The following is a 19,041-nucleotide window of genomic DNA, read 5'->3' on the forward strand; positions in this document are numbered from 1 at the left end:
GCCGGCGTCGTCGTGGCGCCGGCGCTCGTCTGTACAGAAGGTCTCGCCTGGGAGCCGCGGGAGCCGTGGGGGTTCCCGGGAGCCGCAGGGGCCGCCCGCGGGGGGCTCCTAGTAGGCGGAGGAGGAGTGCGCGTCGAGCTGGTGGACCTCGTCGCCGCGCAGGGCCGGGGAGAAGACGCAGACCAGGCGCAGGTCCTCGTCGGGGCTGGCGACCAGGTAGTGGGCGTCGTGCTGGTCGAGGGCGTAGAGGCGGCCGGGGGTGATGGGGTGGGAGGTGCCGTCCATGTCGATGACCTCGCCGGAGCCGGCGATGCAGTAGCAGGCCTCGAGGTGGTTGCGGTACTCCAGGCGGGACTTGGTGCCGGCGTTGACGATGGTGTCGGTGAGGCTGTAGCCGAGGCCGTCGTCGGCCACCAGGAAGCGGCGGGACAGGCCGTTGCCCCACTCGACGGTCTTCACGTCGGCGATGTCGCGGATCAGCATGCGGGGTGTTCCTCTCGGGTGGTGGTGCTGGTGGGGGTGAGGGTGGTGGTGCCGGTGGTGCCGGTGGTGCCGGTGGTGCCGGTGGTGCTGGTGGTGGTGCGTCCGCCGGGTGCGTCCGGGTGCGGGGGACGGGTGGGGCGGAGGTCGGTGAGGAAGGCGCGCAACTCCTCGACGGGGTCGAGGCCTTCGGTGCGGGCGTGGTCGAGGCGGGCGACGGCGGCGGAGCCGACGATCGCGGCGTCGGCGCCGCTGTCGGCGACGGCGGCCAGGTCGGCGGCGGTCTTCACGCCGAAGCCGACGGCGACGGGGGTCGCGGGGGCGGCCGTGCGCAGGGCGGTGACGGTGTCGGCGAGGGCGCGGTGGCCGGCGGTGGGGGTGGTGCCGGAGCGGCCGTAGTGGGCGACGAGGTAGACGTAGGCACCGGTGGCGCCGTGGGCGGCGGCGGTGAGGACCTCGGGGGTGGAGGTGGGGTAGCAGGTGGTGACCTGCGGGAGGCCTTCGTCGCGCAGGGCCTGCTGCCAGGCGGGGCGTACGCGGGGGGGCAGGGCGTGGACGAGCAGGGCGCGGGCTCCGGCGTCGGCGATGGCCCGCGCGGTGGTGGCGGGGTCGCGGTGGCGCAGGCTGTGGCTCCAGTCGGCGAGCAGGACGACCTTGAGGTGGTGCAGGCGCGGGGTGAGGTCGGCGAGTTCGGCCAGGACGGTGTCCAGGGTGGTGCCGGCGTCGAGGGCGCGGGCGGCGGAGCGGCGGATGAGGGGGCCGTCGGTGGGTGAGTTGGGGAAGGGGACGGCGAGTTCGAGGACGTCCACGCCCTGGGTGTCGAGGAGGTGGGCGAGGTCGCTCAGGCGCCCGGCGGGGTCGCCGGCGTTGAGGAAGAGCGCGAGTCCGGCTCCGGCCGCGGGGAAGAGGGGGTCAGACACCGGCTGCCTCCCGGGGGCGGGCGCCGAGGCGTTCGGCGAGGGAGCGGGGGGCGCCGTCGGCGAGGGCGTCCAGGGCGGTGGTGTAGGCGGTGGCCCAGCGGGTGTGGCGGCCGCTGGCGAGGGCGAGGGCGGCGGCGTTGAGCGCGATGGTGTGGGTGGCGGTGGGCCCGCCCTGGCCGGCGAGGGTGCGCAGGAAGTGGCCGGTGAGGTCGTCGGGGTGGGGGGCGAGGTCGGCGAGGCTTCCGGTGGCGGGGGCGATCGCGCCGGCGGGCAGGTGGATCGCGCCGTCGGGGGTGTGGAGGGTGTTGTCGGCGAAGGGCAGGAGTTCGTCGGCGCCGGCGTCGTTGTGGGCCAGCCACACGGTGCGTCCGTCCACCCGGGCGGCGAGGTGGCGCAGGGTGTCCAGGGGGGCGGTGGCGGAGGTGCCGGTGAGCTGGGCGGTGACGGGGACGGTGGCCAGCAGCGGGCCGAGGGTGTTGAGGAAGGCGCCGAAGGGTTTGAGGGTGAGCGGGTAGAGGACGCGGGCCAGGCGGGTGAGGGCCGGGGGGTAGACGTGGGGGCCGGCGAAGGCGATGCCGTGGCGGGCGAGGTGGTCGGCGGTGGCGCCGTGGCCGGAGGTGAGGGTGATGCCGAGGCGTTCGAGGAGGTCGACGGAGCCGGCGGTGCTGGTGTAGGCGCGGGAGCCGGTCTTGACGACGGGGATGCCGATGGCGGCGGCGGTCAGGGCGGCGGCGGTGGAGAGGTTGAAGGTGGCGGGTCCGCCGCCGGTGCCGACGATGTTGACGCTGTGGGGGTGCGCGGGGCCGGGGTCGGGGGCGCGTTCGGTGAGGGAGGTGGTGAGGGCGGCGAGGGTGGCCGGTTCGGGCAGGCGGGTGGTGAGGCTGGCCAGCAGGGCCGCCGCCTGGGCCCGGTCGCTGTCGCGGGCCGGGCCCAGGGTGCGGTGTTCCAGCTGGTCCCACCACGAGCGCCAGGCGTCCAGGGGGACCGGGCGGCCGGCGAGGAGTGCGGTGAGGGCCGGGTGCATGGGTCAGCCGCCGACCGTGGCGGCGGCCGCGGCGCGGCGCTCGGTGATGAAGGCGTCGATGGCGGCGACGGAGCGGAAGTTGTTGGGGTCCAGGTCGGTGTCGTCGACGGGCAGGGAGAAGTGGTCCTCGACCCAGGCGATGAGCTTGAGGACGCCGAGGCTGTCGATGACGCCGTCGGAGAGCAGGTCGTGGTCGTCGGCGAGCTGCTCGGGGGTGACGTCGGGCAGGAACTCCTCGATGAGGAAGCGCTTGATCTGGGTGATGTTGCTCATGGCGGCAACTCCCTTGCGTGAGTGGGCGATCGGTACGGGATAGAAGGTTCGGGGAGGGTTCGGCGGGGGGGGTTCGGCGGGGGTGGCCCGGGGGGTCAGGGGGCGGGCAGGACGGCTTTGCGGTCGACCTTGCCGGTGGCGGTCTTGGCGAGGGGCTCGTCGTGGATGGCGAGTTTCTCGGGGACGGCGGCGCGGGGCAGGTTGCGGGCCAGGTGTTCGCGCAGGGTGAGGGTGTTGAGGGCGGAGCCGGGGGCGCGCTGGACGGCGGCGTGCAGGCGTTTGCCGGTCAGCGGGTCGCTCGCGGCGGCGACGGCGGCTTCGCGGACCTCGGGGTGGGCGAGCAGGACGCGTTCGATCTCGGCGGTGTTGACGGCGACGCCGCGGACCTTGACCTGGAAGTCGGAGCGGCCGGTGAGGTGGACGCGGCCGTGTTCGTCGCGGGTGACGAGGTCGCCGGTGCGGAACCAGCGCCGTCCGGGGCCGGCGCCGTCGGGCTGGGTGGTGAAGCGGCCCGTGTCGCGGGAGCGGTCGAGGTAGCCGGCGGCCTGGAAGGGGGTGGAGACGTAGAGTTCGCCGCTGCCCGGGCCGTGGACGGGGGCGCCCTCGGGGGTGGCGATGAGGGTGCGCACGCCGGGCAGGGGCCGGCCGATGGGCACGGGCAGCGCGGCGGCGGCGTCCAGGCGGTCCAGGCGGTGCAGGAAGCTGTCGTTGGTCTCGGTGCAGCCGTAGATGTTGTAGAGGGCGGCGGCGGGCAGCAGGGCGGGCAGCGCGGCCAGGGTGCGGGCGTCGATGGCGTCGCCGGTGAACGCGGCGTGTTCGACGCTGTCCAGCACGGTGGTGCCGGCGGCCTGGACGAGCAGGGCGTAGGCGAGCGGGACGGCCTGCAGGACGTGCGGGCGGTGGCGGGTGAGCTGGGCGAGCAGGTGGCGGGCGTTGAGCGCGTGGGCGGGGTCGATGAGCAGGCAGGTGCCGCCGGCGGCGAGGGTGGACCACACGTCGAGCAGGGCGAGGTCGAAGTTCAGCGGCGCGTAGTTGGCGACGGTGCGTCCGGGGCCGAGGTCGAAGGTGTCGTGGGCCCAGGCGGTGAAGCGGTCGACGGCGCTCTGCGCGAGCGGGACGATCTTGGGCAGGTCGGTGGAGCCGGAGGTGGTGAGCATGAAGGAGGTGCCGGCCGCCAGCGTCGGGAGGGGGGCGGGCTCGGCGAGGGCGGGCAGCGCGGGGGTGTCCTGGCCGCGGGGGGCGAGCACGCGGCGGGCTCCGGCCTGGGCGAACAGGGCGGCCAGCAGGGCCGGGGCGAGCTGCGGGGAGGGCAGCAGGAAGGGGCGGCGCTCCATCAGGCAGGCCAGGACCAGGGCGATGGCCTCGGGCGACTTGACGGCGAGCAGGCCCACCGGCTCCCCCGGTGCCAGGTCCAGGGCGGCCAGGCGCTCGCGTTCGGTCTCGGCGAGGGCGGCGAGTTCGCCGTAGCTGACGGTGCGTTCGTGCCACAGCAGGGCGGGGGCGTGCGGGCGGGTGCGGGCGTGGGCGGTGAACGCGTCGGGCAGCGGCAGCGGCGCCGGGGCGGCGGGGGTGGCGGCGTCCTCGGCCCGGGCGGCCGGGGCGGCTGCGGCGTGCGCGGGGGTGGCGGGGGTGGCGGTCATCGCTTTCACTCCCCCGCCGGGGTGATCCGCGCCCAGCCGGCCTTGACGGCGGTGCCCGCGTCGGTGGCGACGGTGAAGCGCACCACCGTGCCCGCGTCGTGGCTGTGCAGGGTCAGGCGCAGCTCGGTGCCGGGGCGGGTGGGGGCGGCGAAGCGGGCGCCGAGGGCGTGGACGCGGGTGGGGTCGCCGTCGGCGAAGCGGTCGGTGATCTCCTCGGCGGCCAGGGCGAGCAGGTGCATGCCGTGGGCGATGGTGCCGGGGAAGCCGGCCGCGCGGGCGGCGTCGTCGTCGAGGTGGATCGGGTTGAGGTCGCCGGAGGCGTGGGCGTAGGCGGTGGTGTCGGCGGCGGTGAGGGTGTGGGTGAGGGTGAGCGGGTCGGTGTCGGGGGTGGTGCCGGGGTGGGCGGCGGGGGTGAGGGTGCCGTGCGGTTCGGTGCGGGTGGCGCCGACCAGGAGGGCGGAGGTGTGCAGGTCGGCGACGGGGGTGGCGGTGGTGGTGGTGAGGCGGGTGGTGAGGGCCAGGCGGGTGCCGCGGGCCTCGCGGCGGGCGGCGGTGACCTCGACGGTGAGGTCGAGGTCGCCGGGGCGCAGGGGGGTGTGGGTGTGGATCTCCTGGGCGAGGTGGACCACGCCGGTGAAGCCGTCGTCGCCGGTGGTCAGGGCGGTGACGGTGTGCTGGGCGAGGGCGTGGGCGGCGACGAAGGGGTGTGCGGGGCCGGCGGCGTGCCCGGTGGCGGGGGCGAGGCCGGTGCGGGCGGCGGCGCGGTAGGCGGCGAGGTCGGCCTCGGTGACGGTCAGCCGGGTGCGCTGGAGGGAGGGGGAGGTCGTGGTCATAGCGGGGTCACCACCAGGGTCGAGTTGTGGCCGCCGAAGCCGAACGAGTTGGACAGTGCCGCGCCGCTCGCGATGGGGCGGGCGGTGGTGTGGACGACGTCGAGGTCCAGGCCCTCTTCGGTCTTCTCGTGGTTGGCGGTGGGAGGGACGGTGCGGGTGTTCATGGCCTCGATGGCGGCGATCAGCTCGACGGCTCCGGCGGCGCCGATCAGGTGGCCGATGGCGCCCTTGGTGGAGGTGACCGGGACGCCGTGGGGGCCGAAGACGGCGGCCAGGGCGGCGGCTTCGGCGCGGTCGTTGTGCACGGTGGAGGTGCCGTGGGCGTTGACGTGGGCGATGTCGGCGGGGGTGAGGCCGGCGTCGGTGAGGGCGGCGCGCATCGCGGCGACGGCGCCGGCGCCGTCGGGGCGCGGGTTGGACAGGTGGTAGGCGTCCGAGCTGGAGCCGTATCCGGCGAGCAGCGCGTAGGGGGTGGCGTGGCGGGCGCGGGCGTCGTCCAGGCGTTCGAGGACGAGGAAGCCTGCGCCTTCGCCCATGACGAAGCCGTCGCGGTCGGTGTCGAAGGGGCGTGAGGCGTGGGCGGGGTCGTCGTTGCGCAGGGAGTGCGCGCCGAGGTTGCCGAACGCGGCGAGGGTGACGGGGGTGAGGGTGGCCTCGCAGCCGCCGGCGATGACGACGTCGGCGCGTCCGGTCTCCAGCAGCAGGGCGGCGTGGCCGATGGCGTCGGCGCTGGAGGCGCAGGTGGTGGCGATGGTGAGGGCGGGTCCGCTCCACCGCAGGCGCATCGCGATCTGGGAGGCGGCGGCGTTGGGCATGGTGACCAGGGGCATCAGCGGGGAGACGCGCAGCGGGCCGTGTTCGGTGTACAGGGCCGATTCGCGGTCGCTGGTGGTGCGGCCGCCGACCGCGTTGCCGACGACGATGGCGCTGCGTCCGGCCTCGGGGTCGGGGCTGCCGGCGTCGCGGTGGGCGGCGAGGGCGGCGAGGGTGCCGTAGTGGGCGAACGGGTCGAGGCGGCGGGCGTCCTTGGCGGGGACGGGGCCGTCGGCGGGCAGGGGTGCCACGGGGCAGCCCAGGCGGACCCGGTGGCGGGCGAGGGCGGGGTCGGTCAGGGTGGTGGCGGTGGAGTGCCCGGAGGCGACGGTGTGCCAGAACTCCTGGACGGTGTGGCCGGCGGGGCTGACCACGCCGAGGCCGGTGACGGCGATGGGCGGGCGGGTGTGCGGGGCCATGGCTTCCTCTCCTCTCCGGGCCGGGGGTGGGCCGGTCTCAGATCAGGCCGGTCTGGGCGGCGGCGGTCAGGAACGCGTCGGCGGCGAAGTCGATGTCGGCGGCGGTGTGGCGGGCGGTGACCGCGATGCGCAGGCGGGCCAGGTCGTTGGGCACGGCGGGGGTGACGACGGGCAGGCCGATGACGCCGGCCTTGCGGCAGGCGGTGGCGTAGTCGTAGGCGGCGTCGTCGCTGCCGGCGATGACGGGCAGGACGGCGGTGGTGGAGTCCATGGTGGAGATGCCGGCGTCGTTCAGGCGCTCGCGCAGGCGCTGGGCCTGGGTCTGGGTGTGGGTGACGCGTTCGGGTTCGCGGCGCAGGATGCGCAGGGACTCCAGGGCGGCGCCGGTCTGGGCGGGGCCCAGGGCGGCGGAGAAGAGGAAGGGGCGGGCGGCGTAGCGCAGGTGGCCGATGAGGTCGTGGCTGCCGGCGACCCAGCCGCCCATGGAGGGGATGGCCTTGGAGAGGGTGCCGAGTTTGACGTCGACGCGGATCTTGTGGTCGAAGTGTTCCTCGATGCCGCCGCCGGTGGCGCCGATGACGCCCAGGGCGTGGGCCTCGTCGACCATGAGGAGGGCGTCGTAGCGGTCGCAGACCTCGCGCAGTTCGGGCAGCGGGGCGATGTCGCCGTCCATGGAGTAGACGCTGTCGACGATGACCAGGCGCACGCCGGTGGGGGAGGCGGCCTTGAGGCGGCGTTCCAGGTGGTCGACGTCGTTGTGGCGGAAGCGGGTGACGGTGGCTCCGGACAGGCGGCAGCCGTCGACGATGGAGGCGTGGTCGTACTTGTCGATCAGGACGGTGTCGCCCTGGCCGACGAGGGCGCCGACGGTGCCGACGTTGGCGGCGTAGCCGGAGCCGAAGACCATGGCGCGGTCGCGGCGGGCGAACGCGGCGACCTCGGCTTCGAGTTCCTCGTGCAGGGGGATGGTGCCGGCCAGGGCGCGGACGCCGTGGTTGCCGGTGCCGTAGACGTCGACGGCGGCTTTGGCGGCGGCGACGACGCGTTCGTCGCCGGCGAGGCCGAGGTAGCTGTAGCCGGACATCATGAGCAGGCGCTCGCCGTCGAGGTCGCAGTAGGCGCTGTCGCGTTCCATGGTGTAGGCGACGAAGCTGTTGCGCCGGGAGGGGTCGGACTCCAGTGCGGCCACGCGGGCGTTCGTTGCGGCGAGCTTCGGCTCCAGGCGGTCCCATGCTCCGGTGGCGTTCACGGGCGTTTCTCCTTCACGGCTTCACGGTTTCCAGGGCTTCACGGGGCGGGGCGGTGTTGGCGGGGTTCCCGGGTGGTGCGGGTGGTGCGGTGTTGGCGGGGCGGCGGTCCTTGGGGCGGCCCGGCCGGTTTCCGGCTTCCGTCCGGATTCCGCCGGTTTTCCGTCCGGCTTGTTCCGGGTTTCCGTCCGGTTTTCCTCCGGTTTTCCTCCGGCAGGATTCCGGCGGTATTCCGGTAGGGTGCCGGTGCAGGATGGCGGCGGGGCGGTGCGGGGCGGTTCCGGGGGGTGTTTCTCGAAGCCTTCACGCGGGGTGCTCAAGGATGGCTACATTTCTACGGCAGGATGCGCAAGGCGTCCGCAATAGCCGTTCCCCCGGCCTGCGGTGACGCTCTGACGTGCTGAAACCTTGCGCCTACGACGCATCGACCGGCCGGTGGGTATGTTTTCGCAACCAGTGTTGACACCGCGCCTCGCGGCGAATGTATGGTCGAAATCCGCCGAAAATCGAACGACCGATCGGCGGTGAGAAATTGTGGTTCTGTTCCGGGTTTCCCATGCCGACGGCCGGCACGGGCCGTCACTTCCGCTTTGGCTCAAGGGGGTTGGAGCAACGTTGAACGGCTTCAGGGAAGACAGACCGTCCGGCAGATCGGGGGCGCGGCGATGCTGATCCGCCTCACCGGTCTGGTCACGGTCGAGCACGAGGGCGGTGCCCCGCAGCACCTGTCCAGCGCCCAGGCCCAGGTGGCGTTCGCCCGCCTGGTGCTGGAGCGCTCCAGCGGCACCAGCCGCGACCAACTGGCCGACACCATCTGGCCCGACGGGCTGCCCGACACCTGGGCCTCGGCGCTGCGCAGCGTGGTGAGCCGGGTGCGGGCCTTCGTGACCGATCCCGGGCAGGGTCCGGGTGCGACGCCGCTGATCGCGCAGGGCGGCCGTTACGTGCTGCGCCTGCCGGCGGACGCGGCGGTGGACCTGGAGGCCGCCGCGTCGGCGGTCGGCGAGGCCGGCGAGGCGCTGGCCTGCGGGGGTCACGCGGTCGCCCAGCAGTTGGCCGCCGGGGCGCTGGCCAACCTGCGGGGTTCGTTCCTGCCCGACCACGAGGGCGAGTGGGCGCAGGGGGTGCGTGAACACGTGGAGGAGTTGCGGATCGGCGCGCTGGAGACCGCGAGCCTGGCGGCGTCCGCGCTGGGTGAGGAGCACCACGCGTTGCGCTGGGCGGACGAGGCGGTGCGCCGGGCGCCGTTCCGTGAGAGTGCGTACCGGTGCCGGATGGAGGCGCTGGCCTCCTCGGGCAACCGGGCCGAGGCGCTGCGTTGTTACCAGCAGTTGCGTCAGGTGCTGGCGGAGGAGTTGGGCATCGACCCGGCCGCGGAGACGCAGGAGCTCTACCTCGCGCTGCTGCGTACTCCGTCCCCGGCGCCGCCGGCGCCGGCGGCGGTGCGTCCGGTGGATCCGGTGCTGATGGGGATCTTCGAGCCGCTCGCGCTGACCCGGCTGCCGCGTCCGGCGCCGTCGCCGGCGCGCGCGGCCTGACGGGGGGCCGCCCCGCGCGGCCGGTCCCCGCACGGCCGGTTCCCGCACGGCCCGTCCGCGGCGCACCCCACGGCGCCCCGGCCGGGGGGATGCGCGTCCCCTTCGCCCGCGTCCCGCCCCTGTCCCCCGCGCCGGTTCCCCGCGTCCCGTGCCCCCGCCCGCCGAGGGCCCGGGGCGCGGGGACCCGCCGCCCGGCGCGGCGCACCGGCGCCGCAACCACCCGCCCTCACCCCTGTGGCCCCCTCCCCCTTCCCTTCTGCCCCGTCCTCCCTTCCCTCCCTCCTTTCCCCCTCCCCCGCCGCCCGGCGCGGCGCACCGGCGCCGCAACCACCCGCCCTCACCCCTGTGGCCCCCTCCCCCTTCCCTCTCCCCCGTCCTCCCTTCCCTCCCTCCTTTCCCCCTCCCCCGCCGCCCGGCTTCCCGGCTCCGTCCGCCGGTGTCCGCGGGCGTGTTGCGGAGGTGTTGCGGTGGGGTGGCAGCCGGTTCGGTCGTAGTAGCGTCGGGGCGTGAAGTCGCGCTCACGGCGCGGTTTTTGACCATTGGACGGACGGGGGTCGAGCGTTGGGAAGGGGTGGTGGGTGTGGGACGGGCACGCGTGGCGGCGCGGGTGATCGAGCACCCTGGCGTGGAGGACGTGAGCGTCCAGCAGGTGCTGGAGGCGCTCTCTGATCCGGCCCGCAGGTCGGTGGTGCGCACACTGGCGCACTCGATGGCCGACCTGAGTTGCGGTTCCTTCGACTTGCCGGTGGGGCGTTCGACCTCCAGCCACCACTTCAGCGTGCTGCGCGAGGCCGGGCTGCTGCGCCAGTACTACGTGGGCACGACCAAGATGAACGCGCTGCGCAGCGAGGAGCTGGAGCGCCGTTTCCCGGGCCTGTTGTCGGCGGTGGTGGCCGCCGCCGACGCGGAGGTCCGGGACACTTCCCCGCCTCGCCCGACCTGACGCCGTAGTGGCCCGGCGTCGCCCCTCGTTTCGAACGGAGTTGACGGTGCGTCATGGGATCGGCGCCGGTGCCGGGCCGGGGGCGGGCGCAGGCTGCCGGTCCGTGATCGAGAACACGGGCACGGGCACGGACACGGGCGGGCGGGAGTGGGCCGCGACCCTCGGGTGGGTCGGGGGCGTCCTCGGGCCCGGTGAGCGGATCACGGCGGTGACGCCGCTCAAGGGCGGGTGGACCTCGCGGATGCGCCGCGTGGACGTCGAACGCCCGGGCGGCGGCGGGGGTTACGCGCTGGTGCTGCGGTCCTTCGTCGCGCCGTTCTACCGCCGTCACGCCCCGCAGCCCCGGGAGTCGGCCACTGCGACGCCCCACGCGCCCCCTGCTCACGCGTGGAGGGGCGGGCACTCCCCGGCGACTTCGGCGCGAACTCAGCCGGAGGGGGTGACCGGGGAGTGCGTGCCGAGCCACTGCTCGGCGCCCCAGGCCTCGAACCGCTCCACCTCGGTGAACCCCAGCTTCGCCGCGAGACGCATCGAGCCGGCGTTGGCGCTCTGGGTGGTGAGCACCACCGGCTCGCCGGGGAACGCGCCGGCGAGCCAGCCGAGTGCCGCCGCGCACGCCTCGGCGGCGTACCCGAATCCCCACGCCCGCGGCAGGAACAGGTAGCCGAGCTCGGCCTTCCCCGCGGCAGCGGGGCGCCGGTGCCCGCTCGCCCTCCTGAGCAGGACCTGGCCGATCATCGACCCGTCGAGATCGACGACGAAACTCCCGGGCCACCGCTCGGGTACGCCGGGCATCTCGCGCTCGAGTTCCTCACGCGGCCGGGGGCCGCCGAGGTAGGCGTGCACCTGCGGCGACGCCAGCAGCTCGATGAACGCCGCACGGTCCCGGGCCCCGGGCTCACGGAGCACGAGCCTGTCGGTCCCGATCGGCTCGGGCGGCCACGCCACGGATCCCAGGTCTTCCATCCGCGCACGCTAACAGGCGGTCCCCCCGACCGAACGGGAAACGTCCGGCTCCACCCGGATCCGGACCCCGGACGCGCCCTAGGGCGCGTATCGGATTGTGATCAACCTGCGGGATTCACACTCGCGGCGGATCCTGTCCGACGGCGCCGAGCCGGTCGGCTTCGCGTACGGGGGCCCGCTGTCGGCCGGCCGCGAATGGTGGCGCGAGCACATGGACTCCGCTCCGGCTGCCGACGCGACCTTCGCCCCGTCCGAGCCGATGGTCCGCCCGACCCGGCGCAAGAAGGGCATCTCACAGCAGCCGCACAACGCCCTCCTCGAGGACCGCAGCGAGGACCTGGTCGTCCTCCTGGTGGACCCCGGCCACCCGCGCGTGCAGAACCTGGACGAATCCTGGGGCTACCACCAGATCGGCTACCGGCAACCCTTCGCCGACAGCCCCCGCTACGCCGTCATGCTCTGCCGGCTACCGCTGTGAGCAGCGGCAGTCCGCCTGGTACGCCGCCAACGTGCCGTCGGTGCGAGCCCGGCTTTTCCAGGCCGGGCAGATCGGTACACCACTGGTGTACCAGCGGTGTACGATCGCGGTATGGCTGATGCGACGATCAAGGTTTCCCCTGATACGCGTGACCGGCTGGCCGCTCTCGCTGCGGCCCGCGGTACCACGATTGGCGCCCAGGTAGCCCTGCTGGTGGAGGCGCAGCCCACCGCGGAGCAGATCGCAGAGCGCGTTGCCGAGGGCCGTCGGCTGCTGCGGGAGCACTTCGGGATGACCCTCTCCGACACGGAGCTGGACGAGGGCCCGAACCTGCTGCAGCGGGTCTATGACATCGCCGCGGCGGATGCGCGCGCCAAGGTCGCCCCGAGGCGCGGCGCGTGATCATTCTGGATTCCAGTGCCCTGTCCGCGCTGGCCACCGGTCACCCGCGTCTGCACCGGATCGTGGACTCCGCTCTGCGGAGTCCGTTCCAGCATCTGCTGGTGCCAGTGCTGTGCGTGGTCGAGGCCGAGGTCAAGGACGAGGGTGCCGCGCACGCGGTCATGGCGTTGCCCGCGCTCGAGTTCGAGCCTCTGGATGCGAGTGCCGCGGTGGTGGTGGCGACGATGGTCCGTGACGGGTACGGAGGCGCGGATCTGGCCCATGCCATCGCTACGAGCCTGCCCACTCCGGTGCGTCCGCTGCAGCATCTGATCCTGACGGCCCGTCCGGAGCTGTATCCGCCCGCGATCGCCACCGTGGACATCGACGACCCCCGCCTGGAACCGTAGGTGGCGGTGGCGGGGGTGTTAGTGGTACTGGGCGATCTGGATGAGGTTGCCGCAGGTGTCGTCCAGCACCGCGGTGGTCACCGGGCCCAGGGCGGTCGGTTCCCGGGTGAAACGCACTCCCAGCGCGCGCAGCCGCTCGTACTCGCCGTGCACGTCGTCCACGGCGAAGGAGGCCGCCGGGATCCCGTCGGCGGCCAGCGCCGCCACGTACGCCTTGGCCGCGGGGTGGTGGTCGGGCTCCAGCAGCAGTTCGGGGCCCTCGGGCTGCTCGGGCGAGACGACGGTCAGCCAGCTGTGCCCGCCCAGGGGCACCTCGGTCTTCTTCACGAACCCCAGGACCCGGGTGTAGAAACGCAGGGCCTTGTCCTGGTCGTCGACGAAGACGCTGGTCAGGTTGATCCTCACGGCTGTCTCTCCTCCGGTGTACGGGCCCGGGCGGCGGCACGGCGCGGGCGCTTCGGCGCCCGGCCGGCGGAACGGGCGGTAGAACGGGCGGCGGGCCGGAGCCCGGCGCCCCAGGCGTAACAGGCGGACGGGGACGGGACGGGCGGGCCGTACGCGGGGCCCGCCGGCACCGCTTCCCGTTCCCGTTCCCGTTCCCCGGGGCATCGTCCGTCACCGCCCGCCCCGGCACACGTGAGCGCCCGCCCGCCGGGCACGGCGGGACCCGCCCCCGCGCGGGCCTCTCCCCCGGGGGCCGGGGCGTGCGGGACTCCCGGGACGGGCCCGGGCACACGGGGCGTACGGGGCGAGCGGGGCGGGCGGGGTGCGACCCGCCGGAGGTTCACCCGCACGAGTGATTGTGACGCTACGCTCACCAGCGGACACTCATCGTGTACGGAGAGCTCGTGGGGGCTCTCCCGGTACGAGGGGAGCCGTCATGGCCGCAGCCGAGTCTTCCGCCTCCGGGGCGCCGCGGATCGCGGACAGTTCACAGCCCGCCGACCAGGACCAGAGCCAGGGCCTCGCGGCGATCGGCGGCAACGTCGGCGCCGTGTGGCGGGGGTGGTGGACGTGGAGCCCGGGCAACGGGACCTTCAACCTCCAGATCCCCTGGAACGTCATCGGGGCCGACTCGACGGTCGTCATCACCGCCTCGGAGATCAACGCCGGCGGGGCCAGGTTCGTCGGCGCCGCGCCCTTCCAGGTGTCGAGCATCGCCCCCGGCAACGGCGTGGTCACCTTCAAGATCAACATCGGGTGGAACAGCCCGCTGCCGATGCGCACCGACGTCCTGGTCTTCAACTGAGCACCGGCGCGCGGCCGGCACGGTGACCACCGCACGGTGACCACCGCACCGCCGCCGCCCGCCCCGCGGCGGCCCGGGTCCCCCGGGCCGCCGCGGGCGCGTTCCGGGGGAGGACGCGCCCGGCACGGGAGCGGGCGCGCGGCCGGGCGCGGCGGTGTCCGGAACCGGCACACGAGCACGAAGGACCGTCCGTCCGTCCGGCCGGCCGGCGCCGCGCCGCCCGCGCCACCGCCCGTTCCGGGGGCAGCGTGCGGCGAGCCCCGCCCCGGGGCCGCCACGGCCGCCCCGGCCGGCTGCGGCATCCGTGCGGCGCCTGTGAAACCGCGGGCCGGATGCACCCGGACGCACAACGCCTCCGGGCTCACGGACCCGGCCGCCCCGGCCCGCCGGCCCCGCCTTCCCGGCCCCGCCCGCCGAACGCTTCACCCGGGCCCCGACCGAGACGGTCCCCGGTCCCGGCCGCGCGGCCCGCCACCGGCCGGGGACCGGTCGACCGGTCGACCGGTGGGCCGGTGGGCCGGTGGGCCGGTCGACCGGTGGGCCGGTGGGCCGGTGGGCCGGTGGGCCGGTGGGCCGGTGGGCCGGTGGGCCGACAGGCAGGCCCCCGGGCCGGGTGCCCTCCGCGCGGCCGTGGCCGCCTCACCCCGGCCGTGACAAGCCCGCCCTGGCGTCGGACCCCTCGTCACCACAGCGCCGGGACCGGCACAGGAAGGACCACCGGCACGGGCGACGGCCCGCGCCACCACCCCGCCGTACCGCACCGGCCCTCCCCCACGCCCCGCCCCCTCGCGGGTGTCCGGCCCGTCCGGCCGGTGACCGCCCCCGTGGGCCGGGCCGGGCCGGGGCCGTGGACGGGGCCGTGGGCGGGCCGGGGCCGTGGGCGGGCCGTGGACGGGGCCGTGGGCGGGACGGGGCCGTGGGCGGGGCCGTGGGCGGGCAGTAGGATCGGCGGCGTTACCACCCGTATACCGCTGGTAGGAGGCTTTTCATGGCTCAGGTCACGCTGAAGGGGAACCCGGTCGAGGTCGGCGGCGCGCTGCCGGCCTCCGGCAGCCAGGCTCCGGCGTTCACGCTGGTCGGCGCGGGACTCGCGGACACCTCGCTCAAGGACTTCGCGGGCGCGCGCAAGGTCCTCAACATCTTCCCCAGCATCGACACCCCCACCTGCGCGACGTCGGTGCGCACCTTCAACGCCCAGGCCGGCGCGCTGGACAACACCGTGGTGCTGTGCATCTCCGCCGACCTGCCCTTCGCGCAGGCCCGGTTCTGCGGCGCCGAGGGCCTGGACAACGTCAAGACGCTGTCCACCCTGCGCGGACGCGACTTCCACGACGCCTACGGCGTGGCCATCAACTCCGGCCCGCTGGCGGGCCTGACCGCGCGCGCCGTGGTCGTCCTGGACGAGAACGACACCGTCCTGCACACCGAACTCGTCACCGAGATCGCCGACGAGCCCGACTACGAGGCCGCGCTCGCCGTCCTGGCCTGACCCACCCCGCACACCCACGCACGCACCGCACCCGCACCACGCGCGCGTACGGTGGCGGCGGCCCGCACCCGGCGCGGGCCGCCGCCACCGGTGTGCACCCAACCGTCTTCCCACCGCCCCCCAGGGGGCGGCGGCCGCACGACGGACACACCCGCCCGTGACCGCCCCCGCCCCCGTGCCCGCTCCCGTGCCCGCCCGCGTCACACCGCGCGAGGCCCGCGACGAGGACCCGCCACTGCCCCGGGAACAGCCGGGCGACCCGCAGGCCCGGCGGACGGCCGCCGCGGCCCGGGACCCCCACGACGGACCCGCCGCGTCCGGACGGCACCGGGCCACCGCGCCCGCGGACCCGGTCGCGACAAAACGCACCGTCCCGGCCGACGACGCCGCCGCCGCACACGCCGCCTCCCCTCGGCCCCGCCCACGAGCGCGAGGCCACCCGCCCCGCCGCACGCCCGCCCCCGCCCCAGAACCCGCCCCGCCGTGCGCACCCGCCCGCTGCCACCGGGACCTGACGGCCCGCCGGGGCCCGGCACCGCCACAGGCGCTCTGAACCGGGCCCGCACGTCCGACCGCGTCACGGGGACGGCCGAGGCGTCACTCCTTCCTCTCCACGTCGACGTCCACGTCCACGTCCGCGTCCCGGAGCCGCCCCTGGGCGCCGGCCCGGCCCCGGTACGGCCCCGGTACGGCCCCGCGTCCCGCCCCCCGGCCACACGGCACACGGGTGCGCCCCCGCCCCCGGGCGGTAGGGCCGGGGACGGGGGCGCGGTGGCCCGGGGGCGGGGCGAAAGAGGCCGCACGAGCGGTCAGGGGTGAGGAACGGTCAGGAACCGCACGGACCGCACGAACGGTGAGGAACAGCACGAACGGTCAGGAACGAGAGAGAGAAGGGACGAGGGACGGAAGGGACAGGCAAGGACAGGCAGGGACGGGACAGGCGGGAGAGCCGGGAGAGGCGGCGCCGGGGACGGCGGGAAGCACCGACACCCGCTCAGGTGATGGAGGCACCCGAGTCGATGCTGATGACCTGCCCCGTCATGCAGTCCTGGTCCAGGAACAGGGTGATCGAACGCGCGACCTCACGCGGCGTCACGAAACGCGGCACCGGAACCTTGTCCCGCATCCCCGCGACGACGTGCTCGGGCAGCGTGTCCGTCATCCCGGTGATCATGAAACCCGGCGACAGCGCGTTCACCGTCACACCCCGGCGCCCGCACTCCGCCGCCAGCGTCCGGGTCAGACCGATCAGCCCCGCCTTCGACGCCGAATACGCCGTCTGCCCGGCCGTGGCGATCAGCGCGGACGGGGAGACGATGTTCACGACCCGGCCCCAGCGCGCCCGCAGCATCGCCGGCACACACACCCGCGCCGTGTGGAAGGAACCGACCAGATTGGTGTCGATCACCTGCCGCCACTGCGCCGGATCCTGCATCGCCATCAGCGCGTCCTTGCGGATCGCCCCGTTGTTCACGAGCACGTCCACCGGACCCAGCTGCGCGACGATGCGCTCGTACATCGCGCTCACCGCGGCGAAGTCCGCCACGTCACCGGTGACCATCACATGATCGTTCACCAGCTGCGCACACGTCTTCTCCGCCCCCTCACGGGAACTGTTGTAGTGCACCGCGACCCGGCACCCCGCCGCGTCCAGGGCCAGCGCCAGCTCACTGCCCAGCCCCCCGGACGCACCCGTGACCAGCGCCACCGGCGACACCGGACGGGCCCCGAAGGCCTCCTTGCCGCTCATCGCACGCCTCCCCAGGTCATCAGGATCGAACCCCACGTCATGCCCGCGCCGAACCCGGCCAGCAGCACCGTGTCCCCGTCCTTGATCCGCCCGGCGTCCAGCGCCTCCGCCAACGCGATCGGGATCGACCCCGACGCCGTGTTGCCGTAGCGCTCCAGATTGGTCACCAGCCGGTCCGCCGGGATCCCCGTGTGGGAGAGCACCGAATTGATGATCCGGATGTTCGCCTGGTGCGGCACCACGTGATCGACGTCCGCCGCCGTGATCTTCGCCTGCTCCAGCGTCTCGCGGATCGTACGCACCGTGTACCGCACCGCGTTGAGGTAGATCTCGTTGCCGTTGATCTGCGCGTAGTGCAGGCCCTGCTCCACGGTCTGCGCCGTGGTCGGCATCCGCGACCCGCCGGCCAGGACCTTCAGGCTGTTCTTGCACGAGCCGTCCGCGCCCAGGTTCCACGCCCGGATCCGGTCCACCGGCCCCGGCGTCAGCACCACCGCCCCCGCACCGTCACCGACCAGGATCGACAGATCCCGGTCGGCGGGGTTCGCGGTCTGGGTGTGGGTGTCCGAACCGATCACCAGGATCGGACGCGGATCCATCCGCAGCAGACCCGCCGCCGTCACCAGCGCGTACACGAAACCCGCGCACTCGGAGTTCACGTCGTGCGCGCTGCCCGCGATACCCAGCTCGTCGTGGACGAACGCCGACGTCGCCGGCGAGGGCTGCTCCGGAGTCGCCGTCGCCACGATCAGGTGCGCGATGTCCGCACCCGTCAGACCCGCACGCTCCAGCGCCCGCCGCCCGGCCTCCACGGCCATCGACGCCGTGGTCTGCCCGGGCCCCACCGCACGGCGCTCACGGATCCCGCACCGCGAGACGATCCAGTGCTCGTCCACACCGAAACGCCGCGCCAGCTCGGCGCTGGTCACCACACGCTCCGGCACGAAGATCCCCCAGCCGGTGACGTCGAAACCGCTCATCACCCGAACCCTCCCTCCCCGCCCCCGGGGCCTCAGTTGGCCTCGGCCGGGACGAGCGCCAGGATCCGCTCGTGCACCACCCGCAGCGTCGTGGTGTCATCGATGTCCGCGAACAGCGACTCGTCGGCCGGGATGTGCGGGTACTGGTTCTGGAACCCGTACAGCCACTCCATCAGGTCCAGCGAGTCCACGTCCGCGATGTGCTGCAACGCCGCGTCCGCGTCGATCTCGTGCGCACCGGAGACCGCCTGCAGCTGCTGCGCCAGGTCCTCGATGGTGGGGATCTGCGACATGAGTGATCGTTTCCTCTCCTCGCCCGGCCCGGGAACACCGGAACGGGCGGCTGTCAACGCGTCGAATGGGAACGACAAACCGAAGGGTGGAACGACCCGGCCACCCCCCGGAAGGGGCGAACACCCCCCAAAGGGGGGGCAAGGCCGGGACACCGCCCACCCAGGACCGCGACCCTCCGCGCCCGCCGGCCCGTGACGACGGCGGCGACCCGCCCGGCACACCGCGACCACCCCCCGCCACCCGCACGGACGAGGGATGCGTCCCACCGCTCCCGCCCTCCCGCACCACACCCCGCCGAACCCGTAACCCCCCTGCCATCACCGGTCCTGACACACCGTCACACCCACCGCGAGCGGGTACCACGAGAACCGGAACCAGGGGGAAACCACGGGAAAACCACGGCGAACCGCACAGGAGAAAGCAGGACCGGCAGACCACCCCCCGGCGGGAAAACCGACAGGGAAACGGCACAGGCCCGGACAAGCACCACCCCGGCCGGCGAAGGCGGAAGGGAAGCGACCCGGCCGTGGGGGCCGCGTGTCTTGTCGAGACCGCATGAAACCCGCGTCCGCGCAAACGCCCCGCAACCCCCCACACCCCACCCCCCTTGCGCACCGCTTGCGAGACACGCGCTTACCTGACCCACAACACACCGCACCCGCACGCCCACCGGCCAACCGCCGGCACCCGCACGCACGACCGGACGAACGGACAGCCGGACGGACAGCCGGACGGACAGCCGGCCAGATGGTCGGACCGACGGCCAGACGGTCGGTCGGTCGGCCGGACGGCCAGACGGACGGCCGGACGGCCAGACGGTCGGTCGGTCGGTCGGACGGTCGGACGGACAGTCGGTCGGTCGGTCGGACGCAGGCAGCACCGGACGGACAGCCGGACGGCCGGACACCGGACGG

At 74.5% G+C, this 19,041-nt stretch carries 20 protein-coding genes; 7 read left to right on the forward strand and 13 right to left on the reverse strand.

Translation table 11 applies throughout. From position 1 onward, the window contains the following. Positions 1–108 precede the first annotated feature (108 nt). The 8 genes from AB0Q99_RS29175 to AB0Q99_RS29210 form a co-directional block, all read right to left on the reverse strand. Complete coding sequence (locus AB0Q99_RS29175) at positions 109–483, reverse strand: ectoine synthase (protein ID WP_363576562.1); 375 nt, start codon at positions 481–483, stop codon at positions 109–111. Beyond that, positions 477–1,400, reverse strand: coding sequence for a tryptophan synthase subunit alpha (gene trpA / locus AB0Q99_RS29180; protein ID WP_363576563.1), 924 nt, complete (start codon positions 1,398–1,400; stop codon positions 477–479). The genes AB0Q99_RS29175 and trpA overlap by 7 nt, the downstream gene beginning before the upstream one ends. After that, on the reverse strand, positions 1,393–2,424 hold the full coding sequence (locus AB0Q99_RS29185; RefSeq protein WP_363576564.1) for a hypothetical protein: 1,032 nt from the start codon (positions 2,422–2,424) through the stop codon (positions 1,393–1,395). Before AB0Q99_RS29185 ends, trpA begins: the two co-directional genes overlap by 8 nt. 3 nt (positions 2,425–2,427) lie before the next feature. After that, complete coding sequence (locus AB0Q99_RS29190; protein WP_363576565.1) at positions 2,428–2,697, reverse strand: phosphopantetheine-binding protein; 270 nt, start codon at positions 2,695–2,697, stop codon at positions 2,428–2,430. Positions 2,698–2,792: 95 nt separating this feature from the next. Next, complete coding sequence (locus tag AB0Q99_RS29195) at positions 2,793–4,337, reverse strand: AMP-binding protein (RefSeq protein ID WP_363576566.1); 1,545 nt, start codon at positions 4,335–4,337, stop codon at positions 2,793–2,795. Between the two features lie 5 nt (positions 4,338–4,342). Beyond that, a complete protein-coding gene (locus AB0Q99_RS29200; protein ID WP_363576567.1) occupies positions 4,343–5,170 on the reverse strand; it encodes a MaoC family dehydratase in 828 nt (275 codons plus the stop codon). Next, positions 5,167–6,402, reverse strand: coding sequence for a beta-ketoacyl-[acyl-carrier-protein] synthase family protein (locus AB0Q99_RS29205; protein ID WP_363576568.1), 1,236 nt, complete (start codon positions 6,400–6,402; stop codon positions 5,167–5,169). Before AB0Q99_RS29205 ends, AB0Q99_RS29200 begins: the two co-directional genes overlap by 4 nt. Before the next feature lie 37 nt (positions 6,403–6,439). Then, positions 6,440–7,651, reverse strand: a complete 1,212-nt coding sequence (locus AB0Q99_RS29210; RefSeq protein ID WP_363576569.1) for an aminotransferase class I/II-fold pyridoxal phosphate-dependent enzyme — start codon at positions 7,649–7,651, stop codon at positions 6,440–6,442. A gap of 663 nt (positions 7,652–8,314) precedes the next feature. On the opposite strand from AB0Q99_RS29210, the gene AB0Q99_RS29215 reads away from it, so the two are divergent. Together AB0Q99_RS29215 and AB0Q99_RS29220 are read left to right on the forward strand one after the other, a co-directional pair. Next, positions 8,315–9,187 carry a bacterial transcriptional activator domain-containing protein gene (locus tag AB0Q99_RS29215; RefSeq protein WP_363576570.1) on the forward strand — a complete coding sequence of 291 codons (873 nt, stop codon included), beginning with the start codon at positions 8,315–8,317 and terminating at the stop codon, positions 9,185–9,187. A 580-nt stretch (positions 9,188–9,767) separates the two neighbouring features. Continuing rightward, entirely contained in the window at positions 9,768–10,130 is a 363-nt protein-coding gene (locus tag AB0Q99_RS29220) for an ArsR family transcriptional regulator (protein WP_363576571.1), read from the forward strand. A gap of 426 nt (positions 10,131–10,556) precedes the next feature. Here the strand turns inward: AB0Q99_RS29220 and AB0Q99_RS29225 are convergent, their stop codons facing one another. After that, a complete protein-coding gene (locus AB0Q99_RS29225) occupies positions 10,557–11,096 on the reverse strand; it encodes a GNAT family N-acetyltransferase (RefSeq protein ID WP_363576572.1) in 540 nt (179 codons plus the stop codon). A gap of 97 nt (positions 11,097–11,193) precedes the next feature. Between AB0Q99_RS29225 and AB0Q99_RS29230 the strand changes: the two genes are divergently transcribed. The 3 genes from AB0Q99_RS29230 (at position 11,194) to AB0Q99_RS29240 (ending at position 12,365) form a co-directional block, all read left to right on the forward strand. Then, positions 11,194–11,574: a GNAT family N-acetyltransferase gene (locus AB0Q99_RS29230; RefSeq protein ID WP_363576573.1), complete on the forward strand. Its 381-nt coding sequence runs from the start codon at positions 11,194–11,196 to the stop codon at positions 11,572–11,574. A 111-nt stretch (positions 11,575–11,685) separates the two neighbouring features. Beyond that, positions 11,686–11,976: a hypothetical protein gene (locus AB0Q99_RS29235; RefSeq protein ID WP_363576574.1), complete on the forward strand. Its 291-nt coding sequence runs from the start codon at positions 11,686–11,688 to the stop codon at positions 11,974–11,976. Further along, positions 11,973–12,365 carry a hypothetical protein gene (locus tag AB0Q99_RS29240; protein WP_363576575.1) on the forward strand — a complete coding sequence of 131 codons (393 nt, stop codon included), beginning with the start codon at positions 11,973–11,975 and terminating at the stop codon, positions 12,363–12,365. Before AB0Q99_RS29235 ends, AB0Q99_RS29240 begins: the two co-directional genes overlap by 4 nt. 18 nt (positions 12,366–12,383) lie before the next feature. On the opposite strand, the gene AB0Q99_RS29245 is transcribed toward AB0Q99_RS29240, so the two are convergent. Then, complete coding sequence (locus AB0Q99_RS29245; protein WP_363576576.1) at positions 12,384–12,770, reverse strand: VOC family protein; 387 nt, start codon at positions 12,768–12,770, stop codon at positions 12,384–12,386. 475 nt (positions 12,771–13,245) lie between these two features. On the opposite strand from AB0Q99_RS29245, the gene AB0Q99_RS29250 reads away from it, so the two are divergent. Both AB0Q99_RS29250 and tpx read left to right on the forward strand, forming a co-directional pair. Continuing rightward, positions 13,246–13,614: a hypothetical protein gene (locus tag AB0Q99_RS29250; RefSeq protein WP_363576577.1), complete on the forward strand. Its 369-nt coding sequence runs from the start codon at positions 13,246–13,248 to the stop codon at positions 13,612–13,614. A 988-nt stretch (positions 13,615–14,602) separates the two neighbouring features. Next, on the forward strand, positions 14,603–15,103 hold the full coding sequence (gene tpx, locus AB0Q99_RS29255; protein WP_363576578.1) for a thiol peroxidase: 501 nt from the start codon (positions 14,603–14,605) through the stop codon (positions 15,101–15,103). A gap of 994 nt (positions 15,104–16,097) precedes the next feature. Here the strand turns inward: tpx and AB0Q99_RS29260 are convergent. The 3 genes from AB0Q99_RS29260 to AB0Q99_RS29270 are packed head-to-tail and all read right to left on the reverse strand — an operon-like array spanning position 16,098 to position 18,126. Continuing rightward, a complete protein-coding gene (locus tag AB0Q99_RS29260) occupies positions 16,098–16,853 on the reverse strand; it encodes an SDR family NAD(P)-dependent oxidoreductase (protein WP_363576579.1) in 756 nt (251 codons plus the stop codon). After that, positions 16,850–17,833 carry a beta-ketoacyl-ACP synthase 3 gene (locus tag AB0Q99_RS29265; protein WP_363576580.1) on the reverse strand — a complete coding sequence of 328 codons (984 nt, stop codon included), beginning with the start codon at positions 17,831–17,833 and terminating at the stop codon, positions 16,850–16,852. Before AB0Q99_RS29265 ends, AB0Q99_RS29260 begins: the two co-directional genes overlap by 4 nt. A 32-nt stretch (positions 17,834–17,865) precedes the next feature. Further along, positions 17,866–18,126 (reverse strand): hypothetical protein, encoded by a 261-nt coding sequence (locus tag AB0Q99_RS29270; RefSeq protein WP_360262711.1) that lies wholly within the window; start codon positions 18,124–18,126, stop codon positions 17,866–17,868. Positions 18,127–19,041: the final 915 nt, after the last annotated feature.

The organism is Kitasatospora sp. NPDC086791 (assembly GCF_040685975.1).
GTDB lineage: Bacteria > Actinomycetota > Actinomycetes > Streptomycetales > Streptomycetaceae > Kitasatospora.